This is a genomic window from Bradyrhizobium sp. 142, assembly GCF_023074015.1.
Taxonomy (GTDB): domain Bacteria; phylum Pseudomonadota; class Alphaproteobacteria; order Rhizobiales; family Xanthobacteraceae; genus Bradyrhizobium.
Genome location: NZ_JADPKQ010000420.1, coordinates 14,461 through 39,277, shown reverse-complemented (window position 1 = coordinate 39,277; position 24,817 = coordinate 14,461). Strand labels below are relative to the sequence as shown.

General features: G+C 58.4%; 16 protein-coding genes. 2 read left to right on the top strand and 14 right to left on the bottom strand.

The genetic code is table 11. The features are described from left to right. Positions 1 to 189: 189 nt before the first annotated feature. The 14 genes from IVA82_RS39005 to rfbC all read right to left on the bottom strand — a co-directional run bounded on the left by IVA82_RS39005 (position 190) and on the right by rfbC (position 19,934). Positions 190 to 1,188, bottom strand: coding sequence for an NAD-dependent epimerase/dehydratase family protein (locus tag IVA82_RS39005; RefSeq protein WP_247387729.1), 999 nt, complete (start codon positions 1,186 to 1,188; stop codon positions 190 to 192). Next, positions 1,188 to 2,366, bottom strand: coding sequence for a DegT/DnrJ/EryC1/StrS family aminotransferase (locus IVA82_RS39000; protein WP_247387721.1), 1,179 nt, complete (start codon positions 2,364 to 2,366; stop codon positions 1,188 to 1,190). Before IVA82_RS39000 ends, IVA82_RS39005 begins: the two co-directional genes overlap by 1 nt. Positions 2,367 to 2,467: 101 nt before the next feature. Further along, complete coding sequence (locus tag IVA82_RS38995; protein WP_247387720.1) at positions 2,468 to 2,968, bottom strand: acyltransferase; 501 nt, start codon at positions 2,966 to 2,968, stop codon at positions 2,468 to 2,470. Between the two features lie 34 nt (positions 2,969 to 3,002). Continuing rightward, positions 3,003 to 4,478 (bottom strand): lipopolysaccharide biosynthesis protein, encoded by a 1,476-nt coding sequence (locus IVA82_RS38990; RefSeq protein WP_247387719.1) that lies wholly within the window; start codon positions 4,476 to 4,478, stop codon positions 3,003 to 3,005. A gap of 50 nt (positions 4,479 to 4,528) precedes the next feature. Next, the gene (locus tag IVA82_RS38985; protein WP_247387718.1) at positions 4,529 to 5,590 is read right to left on the bottom strand and encodes a Gfo/Idh/MocA family oxidoreductase; all 1,062 of its coding nucleotides are present in this window, start codon (positions 5,588 to 5,590) and stop codon (positions 4,529 to 4,531) included. A 247-nt stretch (positions 5,591 to 5,837) separates the two neighbouring features. Further along, complete coding sequence (locus IVA82_RS38980) at positions 5,838 to 6,350, bottom strand: glycosyltransferase (RefSeq protein WP_247387717.1); 513 nt, start codon at positions 6,348 to 6,350, stop codon at positions 5,838 to 5,840. A 451-nt stretch (positions 6,351 to 6,801) separates the two neighbouring features. After that, positions 6,802 to 8,229: an HlyD family type I secretion periplasmic adaptor subunit gene (locus IVA82_RS38975; protein WP_247387714.1), complete on the bottom strand. Its 1,428-nt coding sequence runs from the start codon at positions 8,227 to 8,229 to the stop codon at positions 6,802 to 6,804. Next, positions 8,226 to 10,442 (bottom strand): peptidase domain-containing ABC transporter, encoded by a 2,217-nt coding sequence (locus tag IVA82_RS38970; protein ID WP_247387713.1) that lies wholly within the window; start codon positions 10,440 to 10,442, stop codon positions 8,226 to 8,228. Before IVA82_RS38970 ends, IVA82_RS38975 begins: the two co-directional genes overlap by 4 nt. Then, positions 10,420 to 10,755 carry a hypothetical protein gene (locus IVA82_RS38965; RefSeq protein WP_247387712.1) on the bottom strand — a complete coding sequence of 112 codons (336 nt, stop codon included), beginning with the start codon at positions 10,753 to 10,755 and terminating at the stop codon, positions 10,420 to 10,422. Before IVA82_RS38965 ends, IVA82_RS38970 begins: the two co-directional genes overlap by 23 nt. A 10-nt stretch (positions 10,756 to 10,765) precedes the next feature. Next, entirely contained in the window at positions 10,766 to 16,402 is a 5,637-nt protein-coding gene (locus IVA82_RS38960; RefSeq protein ID WP_247387711.1) for a DUF4082 domain-containing protein, read from the bottom strand. Positions 16,403 to 16,491: 89 nt separating this feature from the next. Then, positions 16,492 to 17,397: a glucose-1-phosphate thymidylyltransferase RfbA gene (gene rfbA, locus IVA82_RS38955; protein ID WP_247387710.1), complete on the bottom strand. Its 906-nt coding sequence runs from the start codon at positions 17,395 to 17,397 to the stop codon at positions 16,492 to 16,494. Further along, a complete protein-coding gene (rfbD, locus tag IVA82_RS38950; protein ID WP_247387709.1) occupies positions 17,306 to 18,295 on the bottom strand; it encodes a dTDP-4-dehydrorhamnose reductase in 990 nt (329 codons plus the stop codon). The genes rfbA and rfbD overlap by 92 nt, the downstream gene beginning before the upstream one ends. 2 nt (positions 18,296 to 18,297) lie before the next feature. After that, on the bottom strand, positions 18,298 to 19,362 hold the full coding sequence (gene rfbB / locus IVA82_RS38945) for a dTDP-glucose 4,6-dehydratase (RefSeq protein WP_247387708.1): 1,065 nt from the start codon (positions 19,360 to 19,362) through the stop codon (positions 18,298 to 18,300). A 14-nt stretch (positions 19,363 to 19,376) separates the two neighbouring features. After that, positions 19,377 to 19,934: a dTDP-4-dehydrorhamnose 3,5-epimerase gene (gene rfbC, locus IVA82_RS38940; protein WP_247387707.1), complete on the bottom strand. Its 558-nt coding sequence runs from the start codon at positions 19,932 to 19,934 to the stop codon at positions 19,377 to 19,379. Positions 19,935 to 20,316: 382 nt separating this feature from the next. Here rfbC and IVA82_RS38935 point away from each other — a divergent pair, with 382 nt between their 5' ends. Next, positions 20,317 to 22,650 carry an AAA family ATPase gene (locus IVA82_RS38935; RefSeq protein WP_247387727.1) on the top strand — a complete coding sequence of 778 codons (2,334 nt, stop codon included), beginning with the start codon at positions 20,317 to 20,319 and terminating at the stop codon, positions 22,648 to 22,650. Between the two features lie 75 nt (positions 22,651 to 22,725). Continuing rightward, positions 22,726 to 24,735 (top strand): hypothetical protein, encoded by a 2,010-nt coding sequence (locus tag IVA82_RS38930; RefSeq protein WP_247387706.1) that lies wholly within the window; start codon positions 22,726 to 22,728, stop codon positions 24,733 to 24,735. Positions 24,736 to 24,817: the final 82 nt, after the last annotated feature.

Sequence of the window (24,817 nt, the reverse complement as noted above, 5' to 3'; positions counted from 1 at the left end):
TCAGATTGACCTACGTTCTTTAGCTTCGGTCAGCCGCATGGCGGTGCTTCAGCCTCACAGGGTGAGGATCTTGCGCAAGTGAGGCGCAGGCTTGGACGGCGCCGATTACAACTGCGGACTTTGCGAGGCCCAACCGGAAAGCATGGCCCCGCGGCATCCTCTTCGGCAGAACGGGTATTGCGATCGGTATCAAGATGCGGCGGCCTCACTCTGACGGACGGCGGTGAGGCCACGTTCAGCGCGCCACCATTTCACAAGATCTGCCAATCCCTGTTCAAGCGTCGTGGTGGCCCGGAACCCCAAGAGCCGTTCCGCCTTCCCTATTGATGCCAGCCGGCGCGGCACCGGATTGATCGAACGCTCCGCCGCGAACTCAGGGAGCATTCCCTGACGATTCATGACCGACGCAAGAGCCGTTGCGAGCTGCACCAAGCTCGTCTCCGTGCCGGTGCCTACGTTGAACACTTCGTCCGTCACCTTCGCCTTCGCTGCCAGAATATTGGCTCGGGCGATATCGCGCACGTGCACGAAATCCATTGTCTGCTGACCATCACCAAAGATGACCGGCGGTAGGCCGGCCTCCAGGCGCTCCATCCAGCGGATCAGCACCTCGGTGTAGCGTCCATGGATGTCCATGCGGGGACCATAGACGTTGAAGTAGCGGAATGCCACGTAATCAAGGCCGTACATGTCGCTGTACGCGCGCAGCAGGCCTTCATTGAACGCCTTTGCAGCCCCATAAAGGGTTCGGTTGTCGTATGAATTCTGTCGCTCCGTTGTCGGAAACTCCTCCGCCATGCCGTATACCGATGCCGACGACGCGGCGATCACTTTCTCGACGTCGTGCTTGATGCAGAGTTCAAGGAGGTCGAAGGTGGCGTCCACCATGACCTCCTTGGCGAGACGAGGCTCGCTCGCGCAATGTGTGATGCGCAGCGCAGCCTGGTGAAAAACGATGTCGGTCGCCTTGACCAACGCTCCCGTCAGCTTGGCATCGCGTATGTCGCCATGGACTAGTCGCACAGGCCCGCGTCCCAGCGCCCGACGCAGATTCTCGGGCCTGCCTCTCACCATGTTGTCGAGAGCGACGATTTCAATACAGCCTTCGTCGCACAGTAAATCGACGATGTGCGAGCCGATGAACCCCGCTCCGCCTGTGACCAGAATGCGTTTCCCCTTGAGATTCATCAAGACGCTCTCCTGTTGCTGGGCCTTGCCAAGATGTTTTGCGACGCCACTTCTTCGTCCGTCAACTGCTGAAAAGCCTGCAGCGGCTCCGCCTTCGTCAACGCGCAGACGACCTCGGCCACCTGCTCAGCCGACAGCTCCGGATAGATGGGAAGCGAGAGGAATTCTTTCGCGAGCCTTTCCGTGACCGGGAGATCGCCCAGCCCATATCCGAGATCCGCATACGCTTTCTGCAGGTGCACCGGAACCGGGTAGTGGATCCCCGCGGCAATGCCGGCTTCGTTCAATATTGCCAGCGCTTCGTCTCGGCGTCGCAGCCTTACCGAATAGACGTGATAGACATGGCGGCTATACCAGGGCGGCTGAGGACTAGCGAGCGGCAGATTCGACAGCAGCCTATCGTACTGCGCGGCTACTGACCGGCGCGCTTCCGTCCAGGCTTCTATATGATCCATCTTTACGTTCAACACGGCGCCCTGGATGCCGTCCATTCGGTAGTTGTATCCAGGGACAACGTGATTGTACTTGGACTCCTGCCCCCAATCGCGCAGCAGTGACACGCAACCCGCGAGTTCAGGTTGATCCGTTACGACTGCTCCTCCCTCGCCAAAGGCGCCGAGGTTCTTGCCGGGATAGAAGCTGAAGCAGCCCATATCACCAATCGAACCCGCCCGGCGCCCCTTGTATTCCGCGCCATGCGCCTGGGCAGCGTCCTCGATTACGAGGAGACGGTGACGTCGGGCGATCGACATGATTGGATCCATGTCAGCCGCAAGTCCATGAAGATGGACCGGCACAATCGCCTTTGTCCGCGGAGTGATCGCAGCTTCAATAGATGCCGGATTCATCGTCCATGTAACGGGATCAACATCGACGAAAACCGGCTTGGCTCCCGTGTAGAGAATGGCAGCAGTTGTTGCAACGAAGGTGAGCGAAACCGTGATCACCTCGTCTCCCGGTCCGACACCGCACGCGAGCAGCGCAAGATGTAGCGCCGAGGTACCGCTGTTCACCGCATGGCAATGCGCCACCCTGCAATACTCCGCAAAGCGCTTCTCGAAGGCAGTCACCTCCGGCCCGAGTACAAAGTGGGTGCTCTCAATGGCTCGCGCCATCGCGGCATCGATTTCCGGCTTAATCTGCCGATACTGTGCCTTCAAATCCAGAAAGGGTATCAAGGGCAAACCCTCCTCACGGCGATTCAATAAATCTAGTATTATTCGGATGCATTATTCTAATTAAATCAATAGAGAAAGCAATCTTCATTTAATATTTGTAATTAATTTTCGACGGCGCCGGAGAGAGCCGCATTCTCCGCGGCGGATATAGTTCGGGCCGGCACTCCCGCCACAACTGCTCCCGGCGGGACATCCCTCGTGACCACCGCTCCGGCGCCGACGGTCGCTCCCGCACCAACCCTCACCCCGCACAACAATGTGGCGTTCGATCCGATCGATGCCCCCTTGCCCACGTGAGTGTGCTGCAATGTCCAATCGGAAGCTCCCTGAGGACGGCCCTCTGCCGTGGTCGCCCTCGGATATTTGTCGTTTGTAAACATGACGCCATGCCCTACGAAAACTTCGTCGTCGATGGTCACGCCCTCGCAGATGAAGCTGTGCGATGATATCTTGCACCGTGCCCCTATCTTCGCTCCGATCTGTATCTCGACGAAAGCGCCGATCCTCGTCTCGTCGCCTATCGTGCAGCCATACAGATTCACCAACGCGGGATGGAAAATCCTCACGTCGCGACCGAGCTGTACGTCCTTCGTTACCGGCATCGTTCGTCTCCCAGAGAGCACCGTATAAAACGATCTATAGCGCCGGACGTGAAGGTCGCAGCCCGGGCGCGATCCGGACCAGGTCCCTCGCGGCATGACGCACCTGATGCAGCAATGGATGTCCGGTGAATACCAATCCGCACCACCAGCAGAATGCAGCGACGACGAGCGACAGTACCATGCCGGTCAGAGACGCGAGCGCTCCCGCCTCGGTCAACGCGGCACAAGCCCATACGCCCGACGCAGTTCCGACCGTTACAAGACCGCTCTTCAGCAAGGAACCCACAAACTCGCCTGGCCTGAAGGCCAGGTGCCGCCTGAGAAAATGAATAGCTACTGCCGCCTGGAACGGCAGCGTCACAAGAGCGGACGCCGCGACAGCCTCGACCCCGAAAAACGATGCGCACAGAATGACAAGAAGCGATGGCGGCAGCGAGATCAAGGAAGACACCAGCGCATCGCGCACACCTCCAACCGCGAGGAAAACCGGATAGGTCAGGCAAGCTGCGAAGAGCGCCAGATTTGCGATGCAAAGAAAACGCACCAATGGAACGATTTCCAGCCAGGTTTCACCGAGCCAAAGCAGGATGATCGGCCGCGCCATGATTGCGATAAAGGTCAGGAAGGGCCACTGGACAACGGACAGCAGTTGAACGGCTTCCAGATAAACCGCCTTCAGATCTGCCCCAGCTCTGCGTTGAGCGACAATCGCGGGCATGACGACAGGATTGAGAACTTGCGTCACGAGCCGCTCGAACGCCTGTGTCAGATTGGTGGCGCGGCTATACAGACCGACAGATCCAAAATCCAGAATACGGGCAAGCAATAACTGCGGCGCAAGATTGTAAAAGACGTTGATGAGGCTGACCCCACTGGAGTAGAGGCCAAAGTTGACGATCTCGCGGTACTCTAACAGCGAGGGACGCAGTGCGCCGAGATCCCTGTGGCTGGCCAGCAGCGCCAGTGCAAGGACAATGCTGCCTGCCAAGCCACCCCAGATCGGAGCCATGTAGCTGAACCCTGCCATCGCAAGCACGACGGATACGGAGGCGGTGACCACTCCAGCTGTGAGATTGCAGACAGCAAGTGCACCGAATTTCATGTCGCGTCGCAGCAACGCGGATATCGTCCCGGAGATTGGCGTCACCAGAAAATTCAGTGCGGAGACCTCGATACCTCTCTGAAGGTTATTTTGCCCGAATACTTGCGACAGTGTGTGAGCCAGGACGAACAGAAGAAGCGCAATTGCCACCGAGATCCCGAATGTGATCGTGAACGCCGAGCCAACGTCTCGAGGCGACAATTCGCGCTTTTGAATCAGATAGTTTGGGCCCCCGAACTCCTGAAACGAGGCGGCGATTACAGCGGTCACGGCATTGACGACGGCAAAGACTCCGAATTCCTGCGGCGACAGCAGACGAGAGAGGATCGCAGTCGCGACAATGAACAGCAGCACGCTGCCATACCGTTCGCTCGCCGAAAACAAGATTGAGCGTTGTACCGAACTCATCGCGGAACCACCGCATTGTCGCAGATAAGACTTCCGATCGGCACCATGATTCAAGCCGTGGCCCGCGCTCGTTTCCTTATCTGCTGCGGCGACTTGAGAAAGATCGGCCTGCCCTGCTGTGCGATCGAGCGCGACGCGGCCTCCAGCACCTCGATCACCCGTAACGCAGATATACCATTTGAAATCGGTTTCGTCCCGTTACGCGCACAGTCGATGAAATGCTCGACCTCCGTCTGCAGCGCCTCCTTCGTGGAAATATGAGGAGCCCACATGTCTCCAGCTCGATATCCGATCCGGAGTTCTTTGGCATCTTCAGTTGTGCCATCGAGGGTTATACCCTTGTCGTAAACCTTGATCTTCTCGGTTGGCTCAAGATCGTTGTACACGATCATCTTGTTGCTGCCCCCGACAAACGTCTGGCGCACCTTGATCGGCGACAGCCAGTTGACGCTCACGTGGGCGACGCAGGGACTATCGAAAAACAACGTGATATGCGCCATGTTTTCAGGCGAACCTGCCACATGGCAGGACCCGGTCGCGGAAACCGCCACCGGCTCCTCATCCAAGATATGGTGAATGATCGAAATGTCATGCACTGCCAGATCCCAGATCACATTGACGTCCTTCTGAAACAGGCCGAGGCTCGAGCGCGTGCTGTCATAGTAGTAGATCTGGCCGAGTTCGTCCTTCAGCAACAACTCGCGGATCTTCTGAATGGCCGGTGTGTACAAGAACGTGTGATCGACCATCAGCGTCAGGCCGCGCCGATCGGCCTCATCGATCAAGCGGCGCGCCATCTCGGCGCTCGACGCAAGTGGCTTCTCGACCAGAACGTGCTTGCCCGCCTTGAGCGCGGCGAGCGCCAATTCATAGTGCGTGTGCACCGGCGTTGCGATTACGACCGCATCGATTTCCGGATTCTTGATGAGATCTTCATAGACGCACGTTGTCATCAAATTCGGATGAAGGCGCTTGCTGACGGCGAGCTTCTGGGGGTCCAGATCGCTAACGCAGACGACCCGCGCTGAAGGATTGCTGGCGAAATTGCGGACGAGGTTCGGCCCCCAATAACCGTACCCGATAACTCCAATTCCAAGCGAGTTGTTCGACATAATTGCCCCAGTGATTGAAAATCGGGTTGGGTTGTATTTATCCGGCTGTCGGCTGGATGGCTCTGGCAACAGCCACGCTACTGGCCGATAGCCGAGTAAGGATTGAGCGTACGCACGGCGTCACGCGGGCATTTCCGCCCACGATCAGCGCGGATACATCGAGCAAGCCTATGCGTGCTTTCGGCAGGCTTCGTTGGCGCGCGAGAGAAATAGAAGCTCGACAGTCTTGTAGTTCCACGTCGACCGCCTAAGCTGAAATGTTGGTAGGTTCGGAACGAACACGTCCCGCTTCGATAAAGGTCCGAAGTGTCCGGATCAGTTGGGGCGATGCTTCACCACCGAGGCGCTCGCTTCCATTGCGGACATCCAAATGATCCAGCTTATCCGCTAGTTCGCCTTCGTCGAAAGCGACTTCAATGCGGCCCTGTGCGGCGAACCGTTTTGCCGTTGCGACCTGATGATCGTTTCGGTGTTCGCCCAAGCTCGCACGACGTGGCATGACAAGGATCTTCTTTCCAAGTTCGAGGGCAGTGATAATGGAGCCCATGCCGGCATGCGCGACCACCAGGCTTGCGGCTTCAACGGAGTTTCTGAATTCGGTCGGCTCGATGAAGCGCTCGGTGCGGATGTGCTTGAATCGTTGGTTTGACGGCCCGATCTGAGCAAAAACATCGTTTCTTGCGCGTGCACCGGCCCAATCGTCGACCGTTCGAATCAGACGATCAAATTGGACCTGGGTACCAACTGTTACGAGAATCATGACACGGATCCTGCATAGTGAAGCCGTTTTGTGGCGCCGTATCTGACCGCTGAGTCTGGCTCCGAGATCTCAGGCCTTGACGCATCGGGCGCCTTCGATTAAAGCGAAATTCATATTTAATATAATCGTTCGATTTAATTAGATTCTCAAATTAACACGAACGCCATTAAAAGCAAGATTATTTTATATCTTTTTTAAATATCGCGCCTTCGTACCCGAATTGCGCTCGTGTCCTGCGCAGGTGTCGAAATCTGGAACACGCGGAGGCTCTGCGCGACAAGTCAAAGACGGGGTCCAAGGGGGAAGAGGAACGATGGACAGCTATCCGGCTTGAACGGGCTCTCGGCACCGTCGTGAGCCGCACGGATCTGGCTCGATTGTTGGCTTATCAGGCGAGACGACGATCGGCGACGAAGAGGACCTTGGCGCCCGTTCGGGTGCATATGGCGCCTTAGTATTCCCGAATGCTTTCATCCAGACCGCGAAGCAACGGATACAGAAAATAAGAGATCACGCTGCGCCGCCCAACCTTCATTTCGGCCGTGACCGCCATGCCCCGGATCAACTGAATGCGCTCCGGCGGCAGCCGAAGGTGCGCATCCTGCAAATCGACCAGCACGCGATAATAGGGAGCTGGCGTGCGGCGCGCACCTTCGGCCCTCGGGTCCGGTGAGAACGAGTCCTCACTAACGACCCGAACCTCTCCCTTGCCGGTCCCGTACTTCTGGAACGGAAACGCTTCGAACTTGATCCGCGCCGGCTGCCCAACCGTCAACTGGCCGACATCCCTGCCCTCCACGTTAACCTCCGCCTGCAACTGCACGTCGCGGCGAACGAGCACGAACAGCGTTTCCGCCTCGCGGACCACCGACCCGACTGTCCGGTTGGCGATCTCGAGCACAACCGCGTCTGCTGGAGCTTGCAACACGATCATTTGTCGGCGAAGCTCAGCCTTCTTTAGTTCTTCAGCGGCGCCTTCGCGCTTGCTTAGGGTTTCGACGAGCTCCTGATAGGCGGTACGGCGAAACTCCTCCGCAAACACTTGTTGATCTGCTCGGACTTTGTCCAGACGATGCGAATTATCGGCGATGCTGCCCCGAACGCGCGACAGACTGCTCTCGACCTCCAGCCGCGCATCACGGGAGAGCAGGAAGTTCAGCCTTGAACCCACTTCCTTGGCCATCAACGAGCTTCGCATAGTTTCGATCAGCTGCATGTTGTCCAGTCGCTGTATCAGGACCGCCTCTTCGTCCTGCGCTGTCTTCAGATTAGCCCGCGCGGAAGCGATCTGCGCCTCGTAGTTCTGAAACTGGGCGTCATAGGCGCTCTTTCGCTGCAGGAACACTTTCTGCTGCAGCACCTCATCGGCGTTCGCAGGACTCTTGACGATATACTCCGTCCTGTCCAACTCGGCATGGAGCCGCGCAATGGTGGCATCGAAGGCAGCGACGCGGATACGCAATTGGTCGAGATCCGCCTGCGAAAAAGTCGGATCTAGCGTCGCCAGCAGGTCGCCGCGTTTGACTCGATCGCCGGGCTTGACGTGAATTTCCCGGATGACCGACGTTTCCAGCGGCTGCACCACCAGGTTGGGGTACGTGGTAGTCAGCTTCCCCTGAGCGGTAACGATCATGTCGACCTGGGACACTGATGCCCATGCGATCGCCGCCGCGATCAGCGCAACGACAGCGTAGAGCGTGACATACGCGACCCGCGACGGTATCCGATGCTCAACCTCAATCGCGTCGGGCTGGAACTCCGTAACGACGTGCGATCCCCGCACAGCCGGCCTGAATAAGGTTCGGCGCCTTCGTGCGACCGACTTCGCTGCCGATCCGTCGGGCTTTGTATTCGCGCGCTCTTTTTCTATCCTGCTCATGCGACGTGCTTTGTCTGCTGGTTCCAAAGATGGCGGTAGATCGTGCACTTGGAGAGCAAGCGGTCGTGGCGATCCACGTCGACGATACGACCGCGGTCGATCACCAGGATCTGGTTCGCTCCCGCTAGCATCGAAAGGCGGTGCGAGACGATAATAACGGTCCGTCCCTCCGCGAGACGGTGCAGATTGCGCTTGATGATCATCTCGCTCTCGGAATCGAGTGCACTGGTCGCCTCGTCAAGAATCAGGATACGCGGGTTGGAGATGAGAGCCCTCGCGATGGCAAGCCGCTGCTTCTGCCCGCCAGAGAGGTTCGACGCCTCCTCCTCCAGCATGGTGTCGAAACCGCGCGGCAATCGTTCGATGAACTCGTCGGCGCCCGCGAGCTGCGCCGCCCTCACGACCTCTTCGAACGTCGCATCGCGCTTCACACAGGCGATGTTCTCGCGGACCGTTCCACGAAACAGGAAGTTGTCCTGCAAGACCACTCCAAGATTCCGGCGCAGGTGTGCGAGATCGAGCTCCCGGGCGTCATATCCGTCGATGCGCAGCAAGCCCTGCTGTATCGGATACATTCCCGAAATCAGCCTTGTGAGCGTCGTCTTACCAGAGCCGCTCCGGCCGACGATCCCGAAAATCGAGCCCGGGGCAATGGAGAAGGAGACTTGATCGAGCGCCGGCGCCCCTTCCGATCCATACCGGAACGAGACACTCTCAAATTCGATCTTGCCGACAAACTCGGGGCGCAAGCCGTCGCTCTTGCCGTCACGCTCGGGCTTCTGGTTCATCACCTCACCGAGCATTTTGACTGCGAGAGCGACCTCCTGATATTCGTGCACCATGGTCACGAGCTGGACCAGCGGTCCCGAGACCCGCCCCGCCAACATGTTGAAGGCAACGAGCGCCCCGATCGTCATTTCTCCACTGAAGACGTCGAGCGCGCCCAAGGCGATGATCCCGAGCGTCATCATCTTCTCAAGAAATCCCGTGACCGCCTGGGCGCCCGCCGAGATCTTCTCAACCCCGAACCGCATGGTTACCGACTGCGCACAACGTTCATCCCACACCCTGCACTGCAACGGCTCCATCGCCAACGACTTCACCGTTCGCATGCCATGAACCGTTTCGACGAGGAGTGCCTGCCGCGCGCCTTCGGCTTGATAGAGATCATAGAGCCGCCGCCGAAATGGCCCCATCAGCAGGGCGACCACGGTCGCGCTGACGCCGGTAAAGGCCAACACCACGCATGTCAGCTTGGCGCTGTAGAGCGCCAGCACTGGAAGGAAGACAAACAGCGACAGTGCATCCAGTGTGGTCAGGAACAGCCGGCCCGTGAGGAACTCGCGGACCCGCGCAGCCTGCTGCATATGCTTCACCAGAACGCCGGCCGAAATGTGCTCGAAGAACGTCACGGGCAGCCCGAGAAGGTGCCCAAATGTCTTCGTCGCAACCCTGATATCGACCCTGTTTGTTGCATAGAGCAAAAGGTAACGCCGCAGAAATCCGAATATCGCGTCAAAAGCCAGTGCGACCATCGCGCCGGCCGTGAGTACGTAGAGCGTCGTGAAGCTCTCGTGCACAAGGACCTTGTCTATGACGAGTTGAAAGAAAATTGGAAGCGCCAGGCCGAGCGCGTAGAGAAAGATGGCGGCAATCGCGACATTGCCGAACAGCCGCCATTGCCGCAGAAGTTCGGGGACGAACCAGCGCAGTCCGAACGTCTTCCCTGCATCTGACGACAGACGTTCGCGTTTCAACAGGATGACCTCTCCCGTCCAGCACGCGCAGAAGCGGTCTCTCCCAACGATCAGAGGCTCATTCTTACGGTCGGCAAGTGGATCGAGCGTCGCGACGGTCTCGGCACCGTCCCCCCCCGCTCCGGCGCCAAGAATAACGATCCAGTTCCCATTTGCGAGCCGAGCAATGGCCGGATATGCCTCTCCCAGACGACACAGCGCACCCCAATCGAGGTGCGCGATTTTCACCCGAAGCCCGGCCTCGCGTGCCATGCGCAGCAACAGGTCTGTCGAAAAGAACTTGCCATCAACGGCATAGGTGTGGCGCAGGCGGTCCACGGGCAGGTCGATGCCGTAATGAGCAGCGACTTTGGCAAGGCATTCCAGCGCAGTCCAGGCAGCCGACTGCGGCGTTTCGGAAGAAGTCGCCACCGCCGTCTCCGTGGCAGGGATATCAGCTGAAATTACTTGAGACATTCGGCGACCGTGAGCTGTTCATCACAGAGGGACCGCGCTCGACCGACGCAATGCTGTGCGAAGGCTCCGCCGATGTCCTCGGCTGGCTGCGCCGCACCGCCCCAGCGTCGATCAAGCCCTGCAGAGCGTTCTGCATCACTTCAACCGAGTTCGCGAATGACTCCACCGAGAATATCAGCCTCTGGCAGAAGACCTTCTTGGGCGCGTTATTGGCGTCTCGCTCCGTGGGTGAGAGACTCATCAGATCGATGCGTACAATCGACCCACCGATTGTGATCTCGTCCACTCCATCAGTGTAGATTTCGGCGTGCATCCTATGGCTCCTATGCTGCGAGCTGCGGTCTGAAGATGACGTCGACCGCATAGCTGGTGGAATTGAAGGTATTGGTCGGGAACAGGCCGCCGGTCCCGTAAGCGTACACGCCATTGCCACCGCTGGACGCGGACGACGGAGCTGTCAACGGCCCGTTGGTGACCGAACTGGCAAAGAGATTTGGATCTGCGGAGTAGTTTCCCGCAGTGTGGTAGGAAGCAACATAGGTCGTTCCCGCCGCTATCGTCGCGGGCGCGCTGAAGTTGACCTGCTGCCAGCCGCTCGCTGTCTCGTTGGTGAAGGTAGCAGTGGCCAGTAAGGTGCCCGTGCTGCTCCAGAGATCGGCGACGTGCGTGCCTGTATTGTTCGGTCCTTTGTAGAAGCGCAACCCGACAATGTCGCCTGCGGTGGAAGCTACGAATTTCATGCCAAGTTCCACCGAGTTTGGATCATTGACTGAGACAATGCTCGGCGTTGGATTCGAGCTGAACAAGGTCACGGTGCTGGACGATGACGCCTGGACGGTGACGCCTACCGTTGCGCTGGCTGTACCGCCACGGCCATCCGAGATGGCGTAGTTGAATGAAGCCGATCCGGTATAACCGTTGGCCGGGGCGAACGTCACCGTGTTGTTTTGTGCGTTGAAGCTGGCAGTGCCGTTGACGCCTCCGCTGACGCCCGTAATCGTCAGGATATCGCCGTTCGGATCCGTGTCGTTGGCGAGCAATGCCGTCCCTGCAATGGTAAGTGGAGTGTTTTGGCTGGCATTGAAGCCGCTGTCGTTGTTTGCGACTGGTGGCTGGTTGGCACCACCGCCAGAGCTGTTGAACACGACGTCGACCCAGTAGTTCGTGGCATTGAAGGTGCTGGTCGGAAACAGATTTCCGTTACCATATGTGTAAACGCCATTGCCGCTCGCCGGGGCCGTCAGCGGCCCGTTGCTGTGGGCAGTGGTGAAGTAGTTGGACGTGGTGGTGTAGTGACCGTTGCTATGGAAACTCGATACGTAAGTGGTACCGGCCGTGATCGACACGGGATTGCTGAACGTGACGGTTTGCCAGCCGCTGCTGGTCTCATTAGTGAACGTCGCCGTCGCCAGCAGCGTACCCGTGCTGCTCCACAATGAGCCGGAGTGCGTGCCCGTATCATTGGCACCCTTGTAGTACTTGACCCCAGTAATAGTACCCGTAACGGACGAGGTGAATTTCACCCCAAGGTTGACCTGTGACGTGTCGGAATTCGACAGCACTGACGGCGTATCTGAGCTCGAGAACAAGCTCACGGTTGATGGGGTAGTCGTCACCGCGATATTGAACGTCTCGCTCGCAGCGAGGCTGCCGAGGTCGGTCGCCGTGGTGTTGACACTGACGGTACCCACGTTTGCGGATGCCGGTGTACCGCTGAAGGTGCGGGTCGAGGCATTGAAGCTCAGCCAGGAAGGCAGTCCGGTCGCTGAGTAAGCGAGCGAATCCCCGGAATCGACGTCGGTGAAGATGCCCGCAGGCAGCGTCAGGGAGAACGCCGTGCCGACCGTCGCGGTCTGGTTGGCGGTCTGGATCGCCAGCACCGGCGCGTCGTTGGCGCCATGAATGGTGACGGTTAGCGTGGTCGACGATGTCGCACCGGCGGCATCGCGCATCGTGTAGTTGAAGACGTCCGTCAGCGTGTTGGCTGCAAGGCGCAGGGCCTGTACCGCGGGATCGGCTTCGTTGACGGTATAGCTGAAAGCACCCGAAGCATTCAGCACCAGGCTTCCATGCGCTCCATTCAGCGCCGAGCCGAGCGTGCCTAAAGTCGAGCCGAAGCTGACCGCAGTCACGGTCTTGGTGTCGCCGGCGTCTGGATCGTTGTCGTTGGTGAGCACGTTTCCCGCGGCGGGCGAGCCGCCGGTGCCATTGTTGACACCGCCCTTCTCGGTGGCATCGCCCGTGTCGGCGACCGCAGTCGGCGGCGCGTTCGGAGTGGTCGTCACGGTAATATTGAACGTTTCGCTTGCGGAGAGGCTGCCGAGATCCGTTGCGGTTGCCTTCACACCGAGCGTACCGACATCGGCAGACGTCGGCGTGCCGCTGAAGGTCCGGGTCGACCCGTTGAAGGTTAGCCAGGCAGGAAGCGTCGCGCCGCCGGCGGTGGTGGCGGCGTAGGCGAGTGAATCGCCGGAATCGACGTCGGTGAAGGTGCCGGCCGGCAGTGTCAGCGAAAAGGCCGAGCCCACCGTTGCGGTCTGGTTGCCGGTCTGGATGGCCAGCACCGGGGCGTCATTGGCACCGTGAAGAGTGACGGTTAGCGTGCTCGACGATGTCGCACCGGCGGCGTCGCGCATCGTGTAGTTGAAGACATCGGTCAGCGTAGTGGTCGAAAGCCGCAAAGCCTGCACAGCCGTATCGGTTTCATTGACGGTATACGTGAACGCACCGGCGGCATTAAGGACCAGGGTGCCGTGCGCGCCATTGAGGGCCGCACCGAGTGTACCGGACGTCGAGCCGAAACTAACCGCGATAACCGTCTTGGTATCGCCAGCGTCGGCATCGGTATCGTTGGTCAGCACATTGCCTGTGCCGGGCGAGCCGCCCGTGCCGTTGTTGACACCACCCTTCTCGGTGGCGTCGGCCGTGTCCGCGACGGCGGTCGGCGGCGTGTTGTTGCCATTGCTGGGTACAAACACCACGTCCGCCCAGTAGTTCGAAGAAGAAAACGTATTGGTCGGGAAAATTCCAGCCGTGCTGGTACCACCGTAGGAATAGACCCCATTGCCGCCCGATGTGGCGGAGGAAGGCACCGTCAAATTGCCGCTCGTGAATGCGTTGGCGAAGAAACTATTCGTGGCCACGTAGGCGCCGTTGGTGTGATACGAAGCGATATAAGTTGTATTGGCACCGATTGTGACCGGGGTCGCCAGATTGACCGTTTGCCAGCCGCTTGCCGAGGTATTGGTGAAGGTCGCGCTGGCAAGCTTGGTACCGGTCGAGGTCCAGAGGTCGAGGAGGTCGGAGTTCGTGTCGCTCGGACTGCGATAGAATTTCAGCGCGGTGATTTGTCCGGCCGTGGAGGAGGTAAACTTCACGCCTACTTCAAGCGGCGTGCCATCGTTCAAACTGGTCTGGGCCGGTACGTTGGAAGCAGTGAAGAGGCTTGCCCCGCCTCCCGTGATGTTGACACTGACCGTGGCCGGAGTGGCCTGCATATTGACACTATCATCGATCGCGCGCGCTTCGATGACTCGCGTACCAGAGCCCGAAGCAATCCACGTATAGCTCCAACTCGTCGTGCCGCTCCCTGGGTGCCATGTCGTGCCACCATCAGTCGACACTTCGATGCCGGCCACCCGGCCGCCGACCTCTGAAGCTGTGCCGGTAATCGTGACCGTCTGGCCCTGGCTGACGTTGGTCCCACCTGTCGGAGAGGTGATGACGGCTGTGGGCGCGGTGTGGTCGGTGGACGCTTGGGCGCTCACGAGACCCGCCTGCAACGTTTGCGGCGTCACCCCCATGTCGGCGAGGAGATTCACCATCGATTGCTGCACGGCCGAGCTGACGGGCGCGGTGAGGCCCTTGTACGCAACATATTGGTCTGACAATCCCCACGGCCACATGACCGTGCCGGCACCGAAAACCAGAGCACCACTCTCCGGATCACGGTAGAGCGTGAGGCTGTGCGTGGCCGTCCCAGGACCGGTCGTCGCCCCATTGTCCAACAGCAGCGTATTGACGTTGCGTGTCGTCGACGACATGTCGATCAACCCGGCTGGCCGGGAGCCGTTGTCAAGATCGCTATCCCACTCGTAGCCAAGCAGGCGGGTCAGCGTTCCTCCGTTGCCGCTGGCAATGCTGGTGTTTCGCCAAAAGCGCTGCTGCGACATGCTGGCCGGGACGGTGATGTTGTCGAGCGAACCGATATCGTCCACGGTGAAGATCGTACCGGAGAGAGAGTTTTCCGGAGTGCCAGGTCCATAAACCGGATCACGAAACAGGCCCGCGCCGCCGTTGGCCGTGCCATTCGGGTCGAGTTGCGCGCCGCTCCAGACGTCCTTGTACTCGATGATCGTTCGGTTTGCCGTATGGCTCGCGTCGAAGCTCGTACCAAGCTCGATGTCCCAATAGATTTCGTTGCCGCTCAGGAAAGCGAGGTCAACTCCCGCGTCGCGCGCGGCGGTGACATTGGCGAATTGCGATTGCGACCAATATTCGTCATGGCCAGCGTCCATGTAGGCATTCGTGTTCAGCAGCGATCCTGCATTGGTTGCGCTATCGATGCCGGAAATATAGCTGACGTCGTAGCCGTTCCGCTCCAACCAATAAATTGCGGCGTACTCCTCGCCAAACAGGAAATCCTGCGGCCCGGCTAGGTTAGAGGGGGAATTGATCGCGAGCGGACGATTATAGCTTACAGCATACGCACGATCGCTATTGGTTCCGCCGGGACCTTGATACAGATTATATCCGCCCCATGGGTTGTACGCCTCCCAGGTCATGTCGCTGGTTTGGAACAGAATGTCCGAGACTGTGCCATCGTTGCGAACGATAAACGGAATCATGTTCTGGAAATTGCCAGTGTCCGTCGTCAGCTTCGCAAAATAGACGCCGGAAACAGCGGTGGCGGGAATGGTCCATGAATCTGTTATAGACCAATTTCCGGCATCAACGGTGTTGGTCGGATCATTGAAAATTGGGGCCGGTTGGTTGGCCGCTCCGTTATGGTGCATGCTGGTGGTGAGACGCGCGCCATTGCCGCCGTAGTAGCCGAGACGGTAAATATCGATCGTGTAACCGCTCGAGGCGGTATCGATTTTGAAGGAGACGGTTTGCCCGGCGGTGGTGCTGATCTGTGTGGCGAAGCCTTCGATCTGCGGGTCGCCTTGGTTATCGAAGGAGCCATGGATCGCCCATACGCTCTCGGGCGTACCCGCGTTCTGATTCTCAGTGACGATTTTGTTGTTGGCGTCTGTGAACGTTGTGGTTGCCGTCCGGCTCCCTGAGCTGGCAGTGAGCTTCAAAGTGGCGCCGCTGGCCCGACCATCGGCTGGGACCAGCCACCGCGCCACCACCGTGCCGTTGAGGAGACCGTCCACGTCGCCGCTACCGCCGTCCCTGATCGTGAACGGCGCATAAACATCGGCATTTCCGTCGGTTCCCGGTGCACTCGGCAGGTCCGCGATCTGAAATGTGATCGGCGCGCCAAAGCGCATACCGCTTGCAGTAAACGTTGCAGTACTGCCAGGCGCATAGTCGGCATGATCAGTTGTGACTGAGAGCGGACCAGCTGGGAGAGAATTGACGGCCGACCCGCCATGTACCCCGAGGGACAGTGCGGCCTCGGCGGCGGACGGCAGGAACGAGACCTGCCTGTTGAACGAGACCTGCCTGCTCAACGTCGCGGCCGTGGACAACAAATCCGCCAATTTCGCCTGAGACGCGGGCTGCCCTGTCGTACCCGCAATCACATTGGACAGGTCTTCTGACCCGCCGACGGGCGCCGCGCGCGGTAGGGTCCAAAACCCCTCCCACGCGGGTGGATCGTAGCCGCCGTTGATCGCATTCCAGATTGCTATGCGCGGCGAATCGATATCCAGCCAGCCGCGATCACCTCCTTCATGATTTTCTTCTGAAGAGAGAGGCCTTGCTTTTCGTAATGCGTTTGCCCCTGGCATGGTCAACCTCCGTAAATTCACGCAGAGAACATATTTAATTTATAATATTAGGCCGCATCAATTCAATGCGATATAAATTGATTATCAATTTAAAACGGAACTCGCTTTGGCGGCGGAGATAGGCGTGGAAGCCGCAAAAGTTCGCCCAGGTATTTGCCATACCCGCTCTTCTCCAGCGGCTGGATCAGCGCGAGGACCTGATCGCGATCTATCAGTCCCAGCCTGAAGGCGACCTCCTCAAGGCATGCAACCTTCATGCCTTGGCGCTTTTCAAGCGTTTGTACGAACATTCCTGCATCAATTAGCGATTCGACCGTGCCGGTATCGAGCCAGGCAAACCCCCTCCCCATCCGCTCGACATGGAGAGCGCCAGTTGAAAGGTACCGCATCTGCAGATCGGTGATCTCAAGCTCTCCGCGGGCCGATGGTTCGACGCGGCGGGCCAACCGCACAACGCGATTGTCGAAGAAATACAGACCGGTGACCGCCCAGTTCGAAGCTGGTCGTATGGGCTTCTCCTCGATCGATATCGGGCGGTCCGCCTCATCAAACGCGACCACGCCATATCGTTCTGGGTCGCGCACGTGATAAGCAAAAACCGTTGCGCCTTCTTCACGTCCTGCGGCCCTGGCAAGCAGTTCGCTCAGGCCATCGCCGAAGAAAATATTGTCCCCAAGCACCATCGCCACGCGATCCCTTCCGATGAAATCCGCGCCAACAATGAAGGCGTCCGCGAGACCGGCAGGACGGGTCTGTTCCGCGTAGTTGAGCCGAATGCCCCATTGGTTCCCGTCCCCCAGCAACCGCTCGAACTGACACCGGTCTGACGGCGTGGTAATAATCAGAATCTCGCGGATCCCCGCCAACATCAGCGTCGACAGGGGATAATAGATCATCGGCTTGTCATAGATCGGGAGTAACTGTTTGCTGACCACGCGCGTGATCGGATAGAGGCGCGTTCCGCTGCCGCCAGCCAGCACGATTCCCTTCAGCATCGGCTTCTCCTTCTCCTACCAGCTGGTCAAGACAGGCTTCGAGTGAATGGCGCCAGGACGCCAGCCGAATTCCGAACACGCGTTCGGCCTTGGATGAATCCAGGCGCGAGTTTCGAGGTCGACGCGCAGCGGTCGGAAACTCTTCAGTCGTGATCGCCTCGAGCGCCGGAATCCGCGCTCCACGACGGGAAAGCTCGTCGAAGATTGCCTTCGCAAAGTCGTGCCAACTTGTCTCGCCTTGACCGGCGAGATGAAAGATGCCGGCCGCGGCCCTGCGATCGACCGTTACTGACCGTTCTGCGATCTGAAGGACAGCCTCCGCGAGGTCGTATGCGTAGGTCGGATTTCCGTGTTGGTCCCGGACAACCCTTACGATGAGCTGCGTCTCGCATAACCGCAACATCGTTCGAACGAAATTGCTGCCATAGGGGCTGTAAAGCCACGAGCATCTGATCACGGTCGCGAGCGGATGCGCAGCCAATACAGCAGCTTCGCCGGCAAGCTTCGACGCGCCGTAGACATTTAACGGCGCGGGAATGTCGCTTTCGTCGTACGCATCCGGTTTTGCGCCGTCGAACACATAGTCGGTCGAGAGATGGATGAGTGGAATATTCATCTGCCAAGCGACATTTGCCAGCGTTGCCGCGCCATCGCGGTTGATGCTGAACACTTTCGCCGCTTCACATTCGGCCCGATCGACCGCCGTATAAGCGGCCGTATTGATGATTGCAGACGGCGCGATCGACGCGATGAGCCTGTCGATCCCTTCGCGGTTCTCCAGATCGAGTTCTCGATGCCCGAGAGCCACCGCAGGCAGACCGCGCATTGCCGCGAGACCACGAAGACACTTTGCCAGCTGGCCGTTCCGCCCGGCAATGAGGATGGGTCGATCTGTCATCTTCACCTCAATTGTTGGGCAACGAGGAGACCCAGGCGCGAGCCGTCATAGGCACCGCAGCGAGCACGCTGCCACCATGCACGATTGTTGAGATACCATCCGACCGTTTCGGCCAAGCCCTGTTCGAAGGTTCTCGTCGGCTCCCAGCCAAGTTCGCGACGTGCCTTCGACGCGTCGATTGCATAACGCGCATCATGTCCCGGACGATCCGGCACGAACGTAATGAGAGATCGTCTCGCTCCCGCGCCCGGGGATAACCGATCCACCACGTCACAAATCCGGGTGACCACCTCCAGGTTGGATCGCTGGCCATCTGCGCCGAAATTGTACTTCTCGCCCGGTCTTCCTTCGTACAGAAGTCTTATCAAGCCAGCGGCATGATCATCGACATGAAGCCAGTCGCGAATATTTCTGCCGTCGCCATAGACCGGTAGCGGCTTCCGGTCGAGCGCATTGAGGATCGTCAGCGGGATGAGCTTTTCCGGGAACTGGTACGGCCCGTAATTATTCGAACAATTCGATACGATGACCGGCAGACCGTAGGTTCGAAACCACGCGAGTGCGAGGTGGTCCGAGGCCGCCTTGCTGGCCGAATACGGCGAACTCGGCCTGTAGGGCGTGTCCTCGCGAAACAAGTCCTCCGGCCCCAATGACCCGTAGACTTCGTCTGTCGATACGTGGATGAAGCGGAACTGCTTCCGCCGCGGAAGCGGCAGACGTTCGTAGTAGGTCCTGGCCGCCTCCAACAGCGTGTAGGTACCAACTATATTGGTGCTGACGAAGGCCTCGGGTCCGGTGATCGAACGGTCGACGTGGCTTTCGGCGGCCAGGTGTATGATCGCATCCGGCTCGTTGTCGGCCAACGCGAGATCCATAGCCTCTCGATCGCAGATGTCGGACTGCAGGAACGCATAAGACTCCAGCCCCTCGATGCTCGCCAGTGAAGTCAGGTCGGCTGCGTATGTCAACTTGTCGATGTTGACCACCGCGGCACCGGTCTGCAGCACCAAACGGCGGCACACAGCAGAACCGATAAAGCCCGCTCCGCCGGTCACCAGGATACGCATTCTACTCATCTCCACTATTCGAAAACGCAAGCAAGCTGGTTGAGCGCAGGAAGAATCTGGTCCTTTGGCGATATCTGAGCCTCTGACGGTGTGACGGGCCATTTGATCGCTAATGCGGGATCAGCCCAATAGACGCCGCCGTCATGGCTCGGGGCGTAGACCTGATCGACCTTGTACAAGACGACGGTCTTGGGCTGCAGCGTACAGAAACCATGCGCGAATCCCTTCGGAATGAACACCTGCTCACCGCTTTCGCTATCCAACTGGATGGCGATGTGCTTGCCGAAGTTGGGCGATGAACGCCGGAGATCAACGGCAATATCTAGAATGGCCCCGTTCAACACCCGTATGAGCTTGGCCTGGGTGAAAGGCGGTCGCTGGAAATGCAAGCCGCGCACCGTGCCGATCCGATCTGAGCTGGACTGATTATCCTGAACGAAGTCATGGAGAATTCCCTTCTCCGCAAAAGCCGATCGCTGGAACGTCTCACAGAAGTAGCCGCGGGCGTCGGAAAACCGATCTGGGCGAATTACTTTGACATCAGGGATCGCCAAAGATCGCAGTTCCAGCATGGCTACCTCCTGCCCGCCCTCAATTCGGATCGGGCTTCGATGCGGTGGACCATAATCCCCGAATCCCCGACGGAATTAATTTTATCCCCGACGGAATTAATTTTCCGCCCCCTCGATCCACTTCCAAACGCACACATTATTTTCATTTTCGACGGAAATGCCGACCAGGCCCTAAATTACCGCAATATCTTCTATTTTTCTCACGCGAGCTCAAAAGCCGCACCCTCACTGTTATCTCTCACCCTCGCTTAAATTAATATGTTTATTTAATTTGGCAAGCGGATTTTTATAAGGTATATAATTTCTCGCCGCCCCGGGCCGCTTTAAATGTTGGTCTGCGGGCGCGTGCCCGCAACGTGACCCACCGTCGGACAGGTACGTGATGCTTCAGAACAATCTTCAACACACGGATAAACTGCGGCTGCCGGTGAACCTGGCACAACTCGCTCAGGCAGACGGCGGAGGGATCCGCGACGTCATCAATTTCGCAATCGGGCTTCTACGACGCCAATATCTCGTAATCCTTGTCACTGCTGCACTCGCCACTGCGGCCAGCATGCTCTATCTGCGGTTGGTGTCTCCAACCTATACCGGGCAGGTTCAGATCCTGTTGGCCAATCCAAGGCCCCAATTTGTCCAGCAGCAATCACTCCTCGCCGAGCCGGCCTTCGATCTCAATCAAATCGAGACCCAGCTTCAACTACTGAGATCAAAGGCCACTGCGGTTGCGGTCATCGATCAGTTGAAACTGGCGGACGATCCGGACTTCAATGGGTCAGGGGTGTCTCTACAGTCGCTCTGGCAGCGAATTCGGTCGTGGGTCTCGACTGGATCGAAGGAAGATGCGTCATCCGATACGCATGGCGAACCATCGGACACTCTCGTAGACGCATTTCTCAATCGGCTTTCAGCAGGGCGTGTCGGGTTCAGCAACGTCATCGAGATCAATTTCAATTCGAGCAACGCAGCCCGAGCCGCGGAGATCGTCAACGCCGTAGCCAACACCTATGTTGCGGACCAGCTCAATGGAAAATTCGATGCCAATCGCAGGGCAACAACCTGGCTGCAGGAGAGGCTGCGCGATCTCGGCGACCAAGCCCTCGCTGCACAACGTGCCGTTGACGTCTACAAGACGCAGAACAATATCGTTTCGTTGGACGGAAAGCCCATCGACGAACAGCAGATCACAGAATTCAACAATCGATTGGCTGCCGCACGCGCCCAGACCTCTGAGGCCACGGCCAAGTTGGCTCGCTATGAAGCACTCCTTGCCTCCGATCCGACAAAGCCGTCCTCGATGGGCACTCTGGATGGTATCGGAGTCGATGCGACAAACAGTCAGATCATCAACGGGCTGCGTCAGCAGTATCTAGAACTCATGAGACGTGAGGCCGAGTTGACGGCCAGGGTTGGTCGCGACCACCTGGCAGTCGTCAATGTCCGGAACCGCGTGCGGGAATTTCGCGTCTCCATTTTCGACGAAGTCAGGAGACTTGCCGAAGTCAGCCGAAGCGAATTCGAATTCGCCAAACAGCGCCAGCAAGAGATCGAAAAGCAACTGTCCAAGGCCGTTTCGCAGTCCCGTTCAGTCAATTCAGCCGAGCTGACCATCAAGGAGTTGGAAAGCCGGGCAAAGGGCTTGCGTAGCTTGTACGAGACCTTCCTGCAGCGTTACATGGGCTCCGCGCAGCAGGAGACATTTCCCGTCTCGGAAACGCGGGTACTTTTCCCCGCTTCACCGCCGCGGAGCAAGAGCAAGCCAAAGACCAGCCTGGTGCTGGCGTTCGGCATCTTCGGCGGTCTCGCGCTGGGCGTCGGCTTGGCGCTCCTCAGAGACATCATGGACCGCGTCTTTCGTACCTCTTCACAGGTGGAAACTGTGCTGGAATTGCCTTGCCTGTCTTTGGTCCCATTGTTACCGGCCCGCAAATCCGCGAAGCTACCAGTTCGCTCCCAGCCAACCGATGATGATGTTCAACAACGGATAGTTCCGTCTCCAACGGCAATTCATCGGACCGTGGTCGGGATGCCGCTATCTCGATATACCGAGGCCATTCGTTCTATCAAGCTAGCCATTGACCACGATCCGGCGAAAATCTCCACTCAGGTCATCGGCATTACCTCGGCTCTGCCGAATGAGGGGAAGACTACGATTGCGGCCTCGCTCGCGCAATTGATCGGGCACACCGGCAAGAAAGCTATCATCGTCGATTGCGACCTCAGGAATCCCTCACTTTCTGCGATCTTTGCGCCCAAGGCTGTCAACGGAATCATCGAAGTTGCAAACGGCAGCCGATCCCTGGCGGACACAATTTGGCGAGATTCCACGACCAACCTTGCATTTCTACCCGCCGTGCGGCGGGGACCCCTGCTTCACACCAGCGAAATTCTGTGCGCCAACGCGATAAGCAAGCTGTTCGACCGTTTGCGAGCTGACTATGACTACGTCATCGTCGACCTTCCTCCCCTGACCCCGTTGGTTGATGTCCGAGTCACTTCATCTCTAATAGACGGCTATATTCTAATCGTTGAGTGGGGCCGCACCAAAATAGATGTCGTTCAGCACGCACTGCACACGGCACCCAACATTCATGAATCGCTGATTGGGGCAGTTCTCAGCAAAACGGATACCAAGGCAATGGCTCGATATGACGGTCATCGAAGTTACTACTATCATGACAGCCACTACATCCGTTATGGCCTTTCCGGCTCTTGAGGCTGTCTCGTAGCGGCCTCCCCGTTCTCCGGCTAGCGGATCAGCGGATTGGCCGCACCACAGGATGGTGTTTACATGATTATCCGGCTTGTCATGTTAGCCGAGTTTGTGGCGATCACCGCGGCGCTCGCAATGCCGGAAAGCCTGCAAAGCTTGGGATTGGCATCATTCATACTAGCAACAGCCGCGCTAGTTGTAGCGCTCTTTCCATCATCCGCCTTCCTCGGGCTCGCCAAGCGGCTCCGGCCTGGTCTCGTCGTTGTGCTCGCGGCTCCGGCCCTCTGGATGGCGTTACAGGCGGTGCCGATGCCTATGCACACGCTCGGCAATCCCATCTGGGCAACTGCTTCGGCGGCCTTAAGCGAGCACCTCGCCGAAATAATCACAGTCGATATTGGGGCGACTATGCGCTCGCTCGCGCAGTACTGCGCTGTACTCGCCGCGGCCCTCGTCACTGCGGTCATCACGCTTGACCGATATCGCGCAGCGCAAGTTCTGCATATTCTACTGTCGATAGCCATGATTGCCACGGCCATGTGGTTCGGCAAGGAAACTGCCGGTGTCGCCGGGCCCGATGGCTCAACCGTCGCAGTGCTCGGCGTCTTGCTCTCCTGCGCGACGGCAATACGCGCGGCCGATCAAATAGCGCGGCACAGTCGGCCAGGAACAATTGCGCCAGCTCCGCTCCTTGCTCTGTCCGCCGCGACCATCGCAATGATTGTCTGCTTGGCCGCGCTGCTCATTCGGACCAACTCCACCGCCGTCGTTGCCGCCCTCCTCGGATCAGGAATCTTGCTCTCGGTGTTCGCTATTCGCAGGTGGTTCTTGGGCTTGTGGGGTACCGCTGGCGTTTTCGCAACCGCCGCAATATTTTTTATTGCCAGCGCAACGGTCATTCCGTTTAGGACGAACACCGATGTGACGATCGCCTTGTCAACGAGCAGTCAGATCGCGACAGAACGGATGCTACAGGACGTCAGGCCCGCGGGATCCGGTGCGGGTGCTTCGACGGTCCTTTTGCCGCTTTATCGGGACATTGGAATCGGCGCCCCGCGAGAAAGGCCAACGGCTGCCGCCGCAATGGTTATAGACATGGGCTGGGCGTTCCTTTGCGGCCTTGTAGTTCTAGCGATGCTCGGCGCTTGTATTCTGATCAGGCGTTCTCTGTCACGAGCTTACGACTACGTGTATCCAGCCTTGGGCGCCGGCGCTTCGATTGCACTGACGATACTGGCCTTTGCCGACCATGGAATTCTGGGTTTGGGCGCATCGCTTTTGGTCGCTGCGCTTTTTGGGCTGGCGTTCGGTCAAAGCGTCTCCGGTGCGGGCCGTGAGGCCATATCCTGGGAATCGAAGGAGGCTTCGGACTGGATGGCCGGTCCAACTCCGGCGTCTCGTCCAAGGCTCGCGCCAGCGTTTGTCACCCTTTGGCCGCGCGTTGCCCTGACGGTGCTTGGAATAGCGCTGATCATACAGACGATATGGATAGTCCTCACTGGGTGGTGGTATCTCGGAGGTCAGTCTTCTTTATCGGCAGCTGTTTCGGCCGCAGCAGCATGGCCAAACGAAATTTCGAAACCAGTTTCGGCTGCGGCAACGCATGAAGAATTTTGGATCCGAGGGGAATCACGATCCCGTGGAGATCCGGCTCTCGCCGCGGACGAGCAAAAAACGGAACTTCCGGCAGCGTCGAATGCGTTTGCCCGCGCGCTGCGCTCGTCGCCGCTCCGCGGCGACATTTGGCTCATGCTCGCGGCGGCGTCGAAACAGAATTCGATCCAGACGGCAGCCACGCTCAAGATGTCGTACTATACTGCGCCGAACGATCTGGATCTGCTTCCGTTAAGGCTATCCGTCGCGCTCGCTACAGATGCTGTGGTACGCGAGCTTGAATTTCGGGACTTGATCAAGCGGGACGTCAGCCTCGTCGTTACGCGTCGGCCTGCTATCAGACCAGCGCTTGTGGCCGCATACCGGTCAGCCTCAGCCGAGGGGAAGATCTATCTCGAGAACCTAATTTCGGAGCTGGATCCGACCTACCTCGACAACATGCGCGCGCGGAATTCCCGACAGGGATCTCGATAGGATACTCCGAGCAGTGCGACATATTTAAATGTCTGAAACCGGCATTTTTCTCTTGATAGATCAGATCAATTAATAATATATT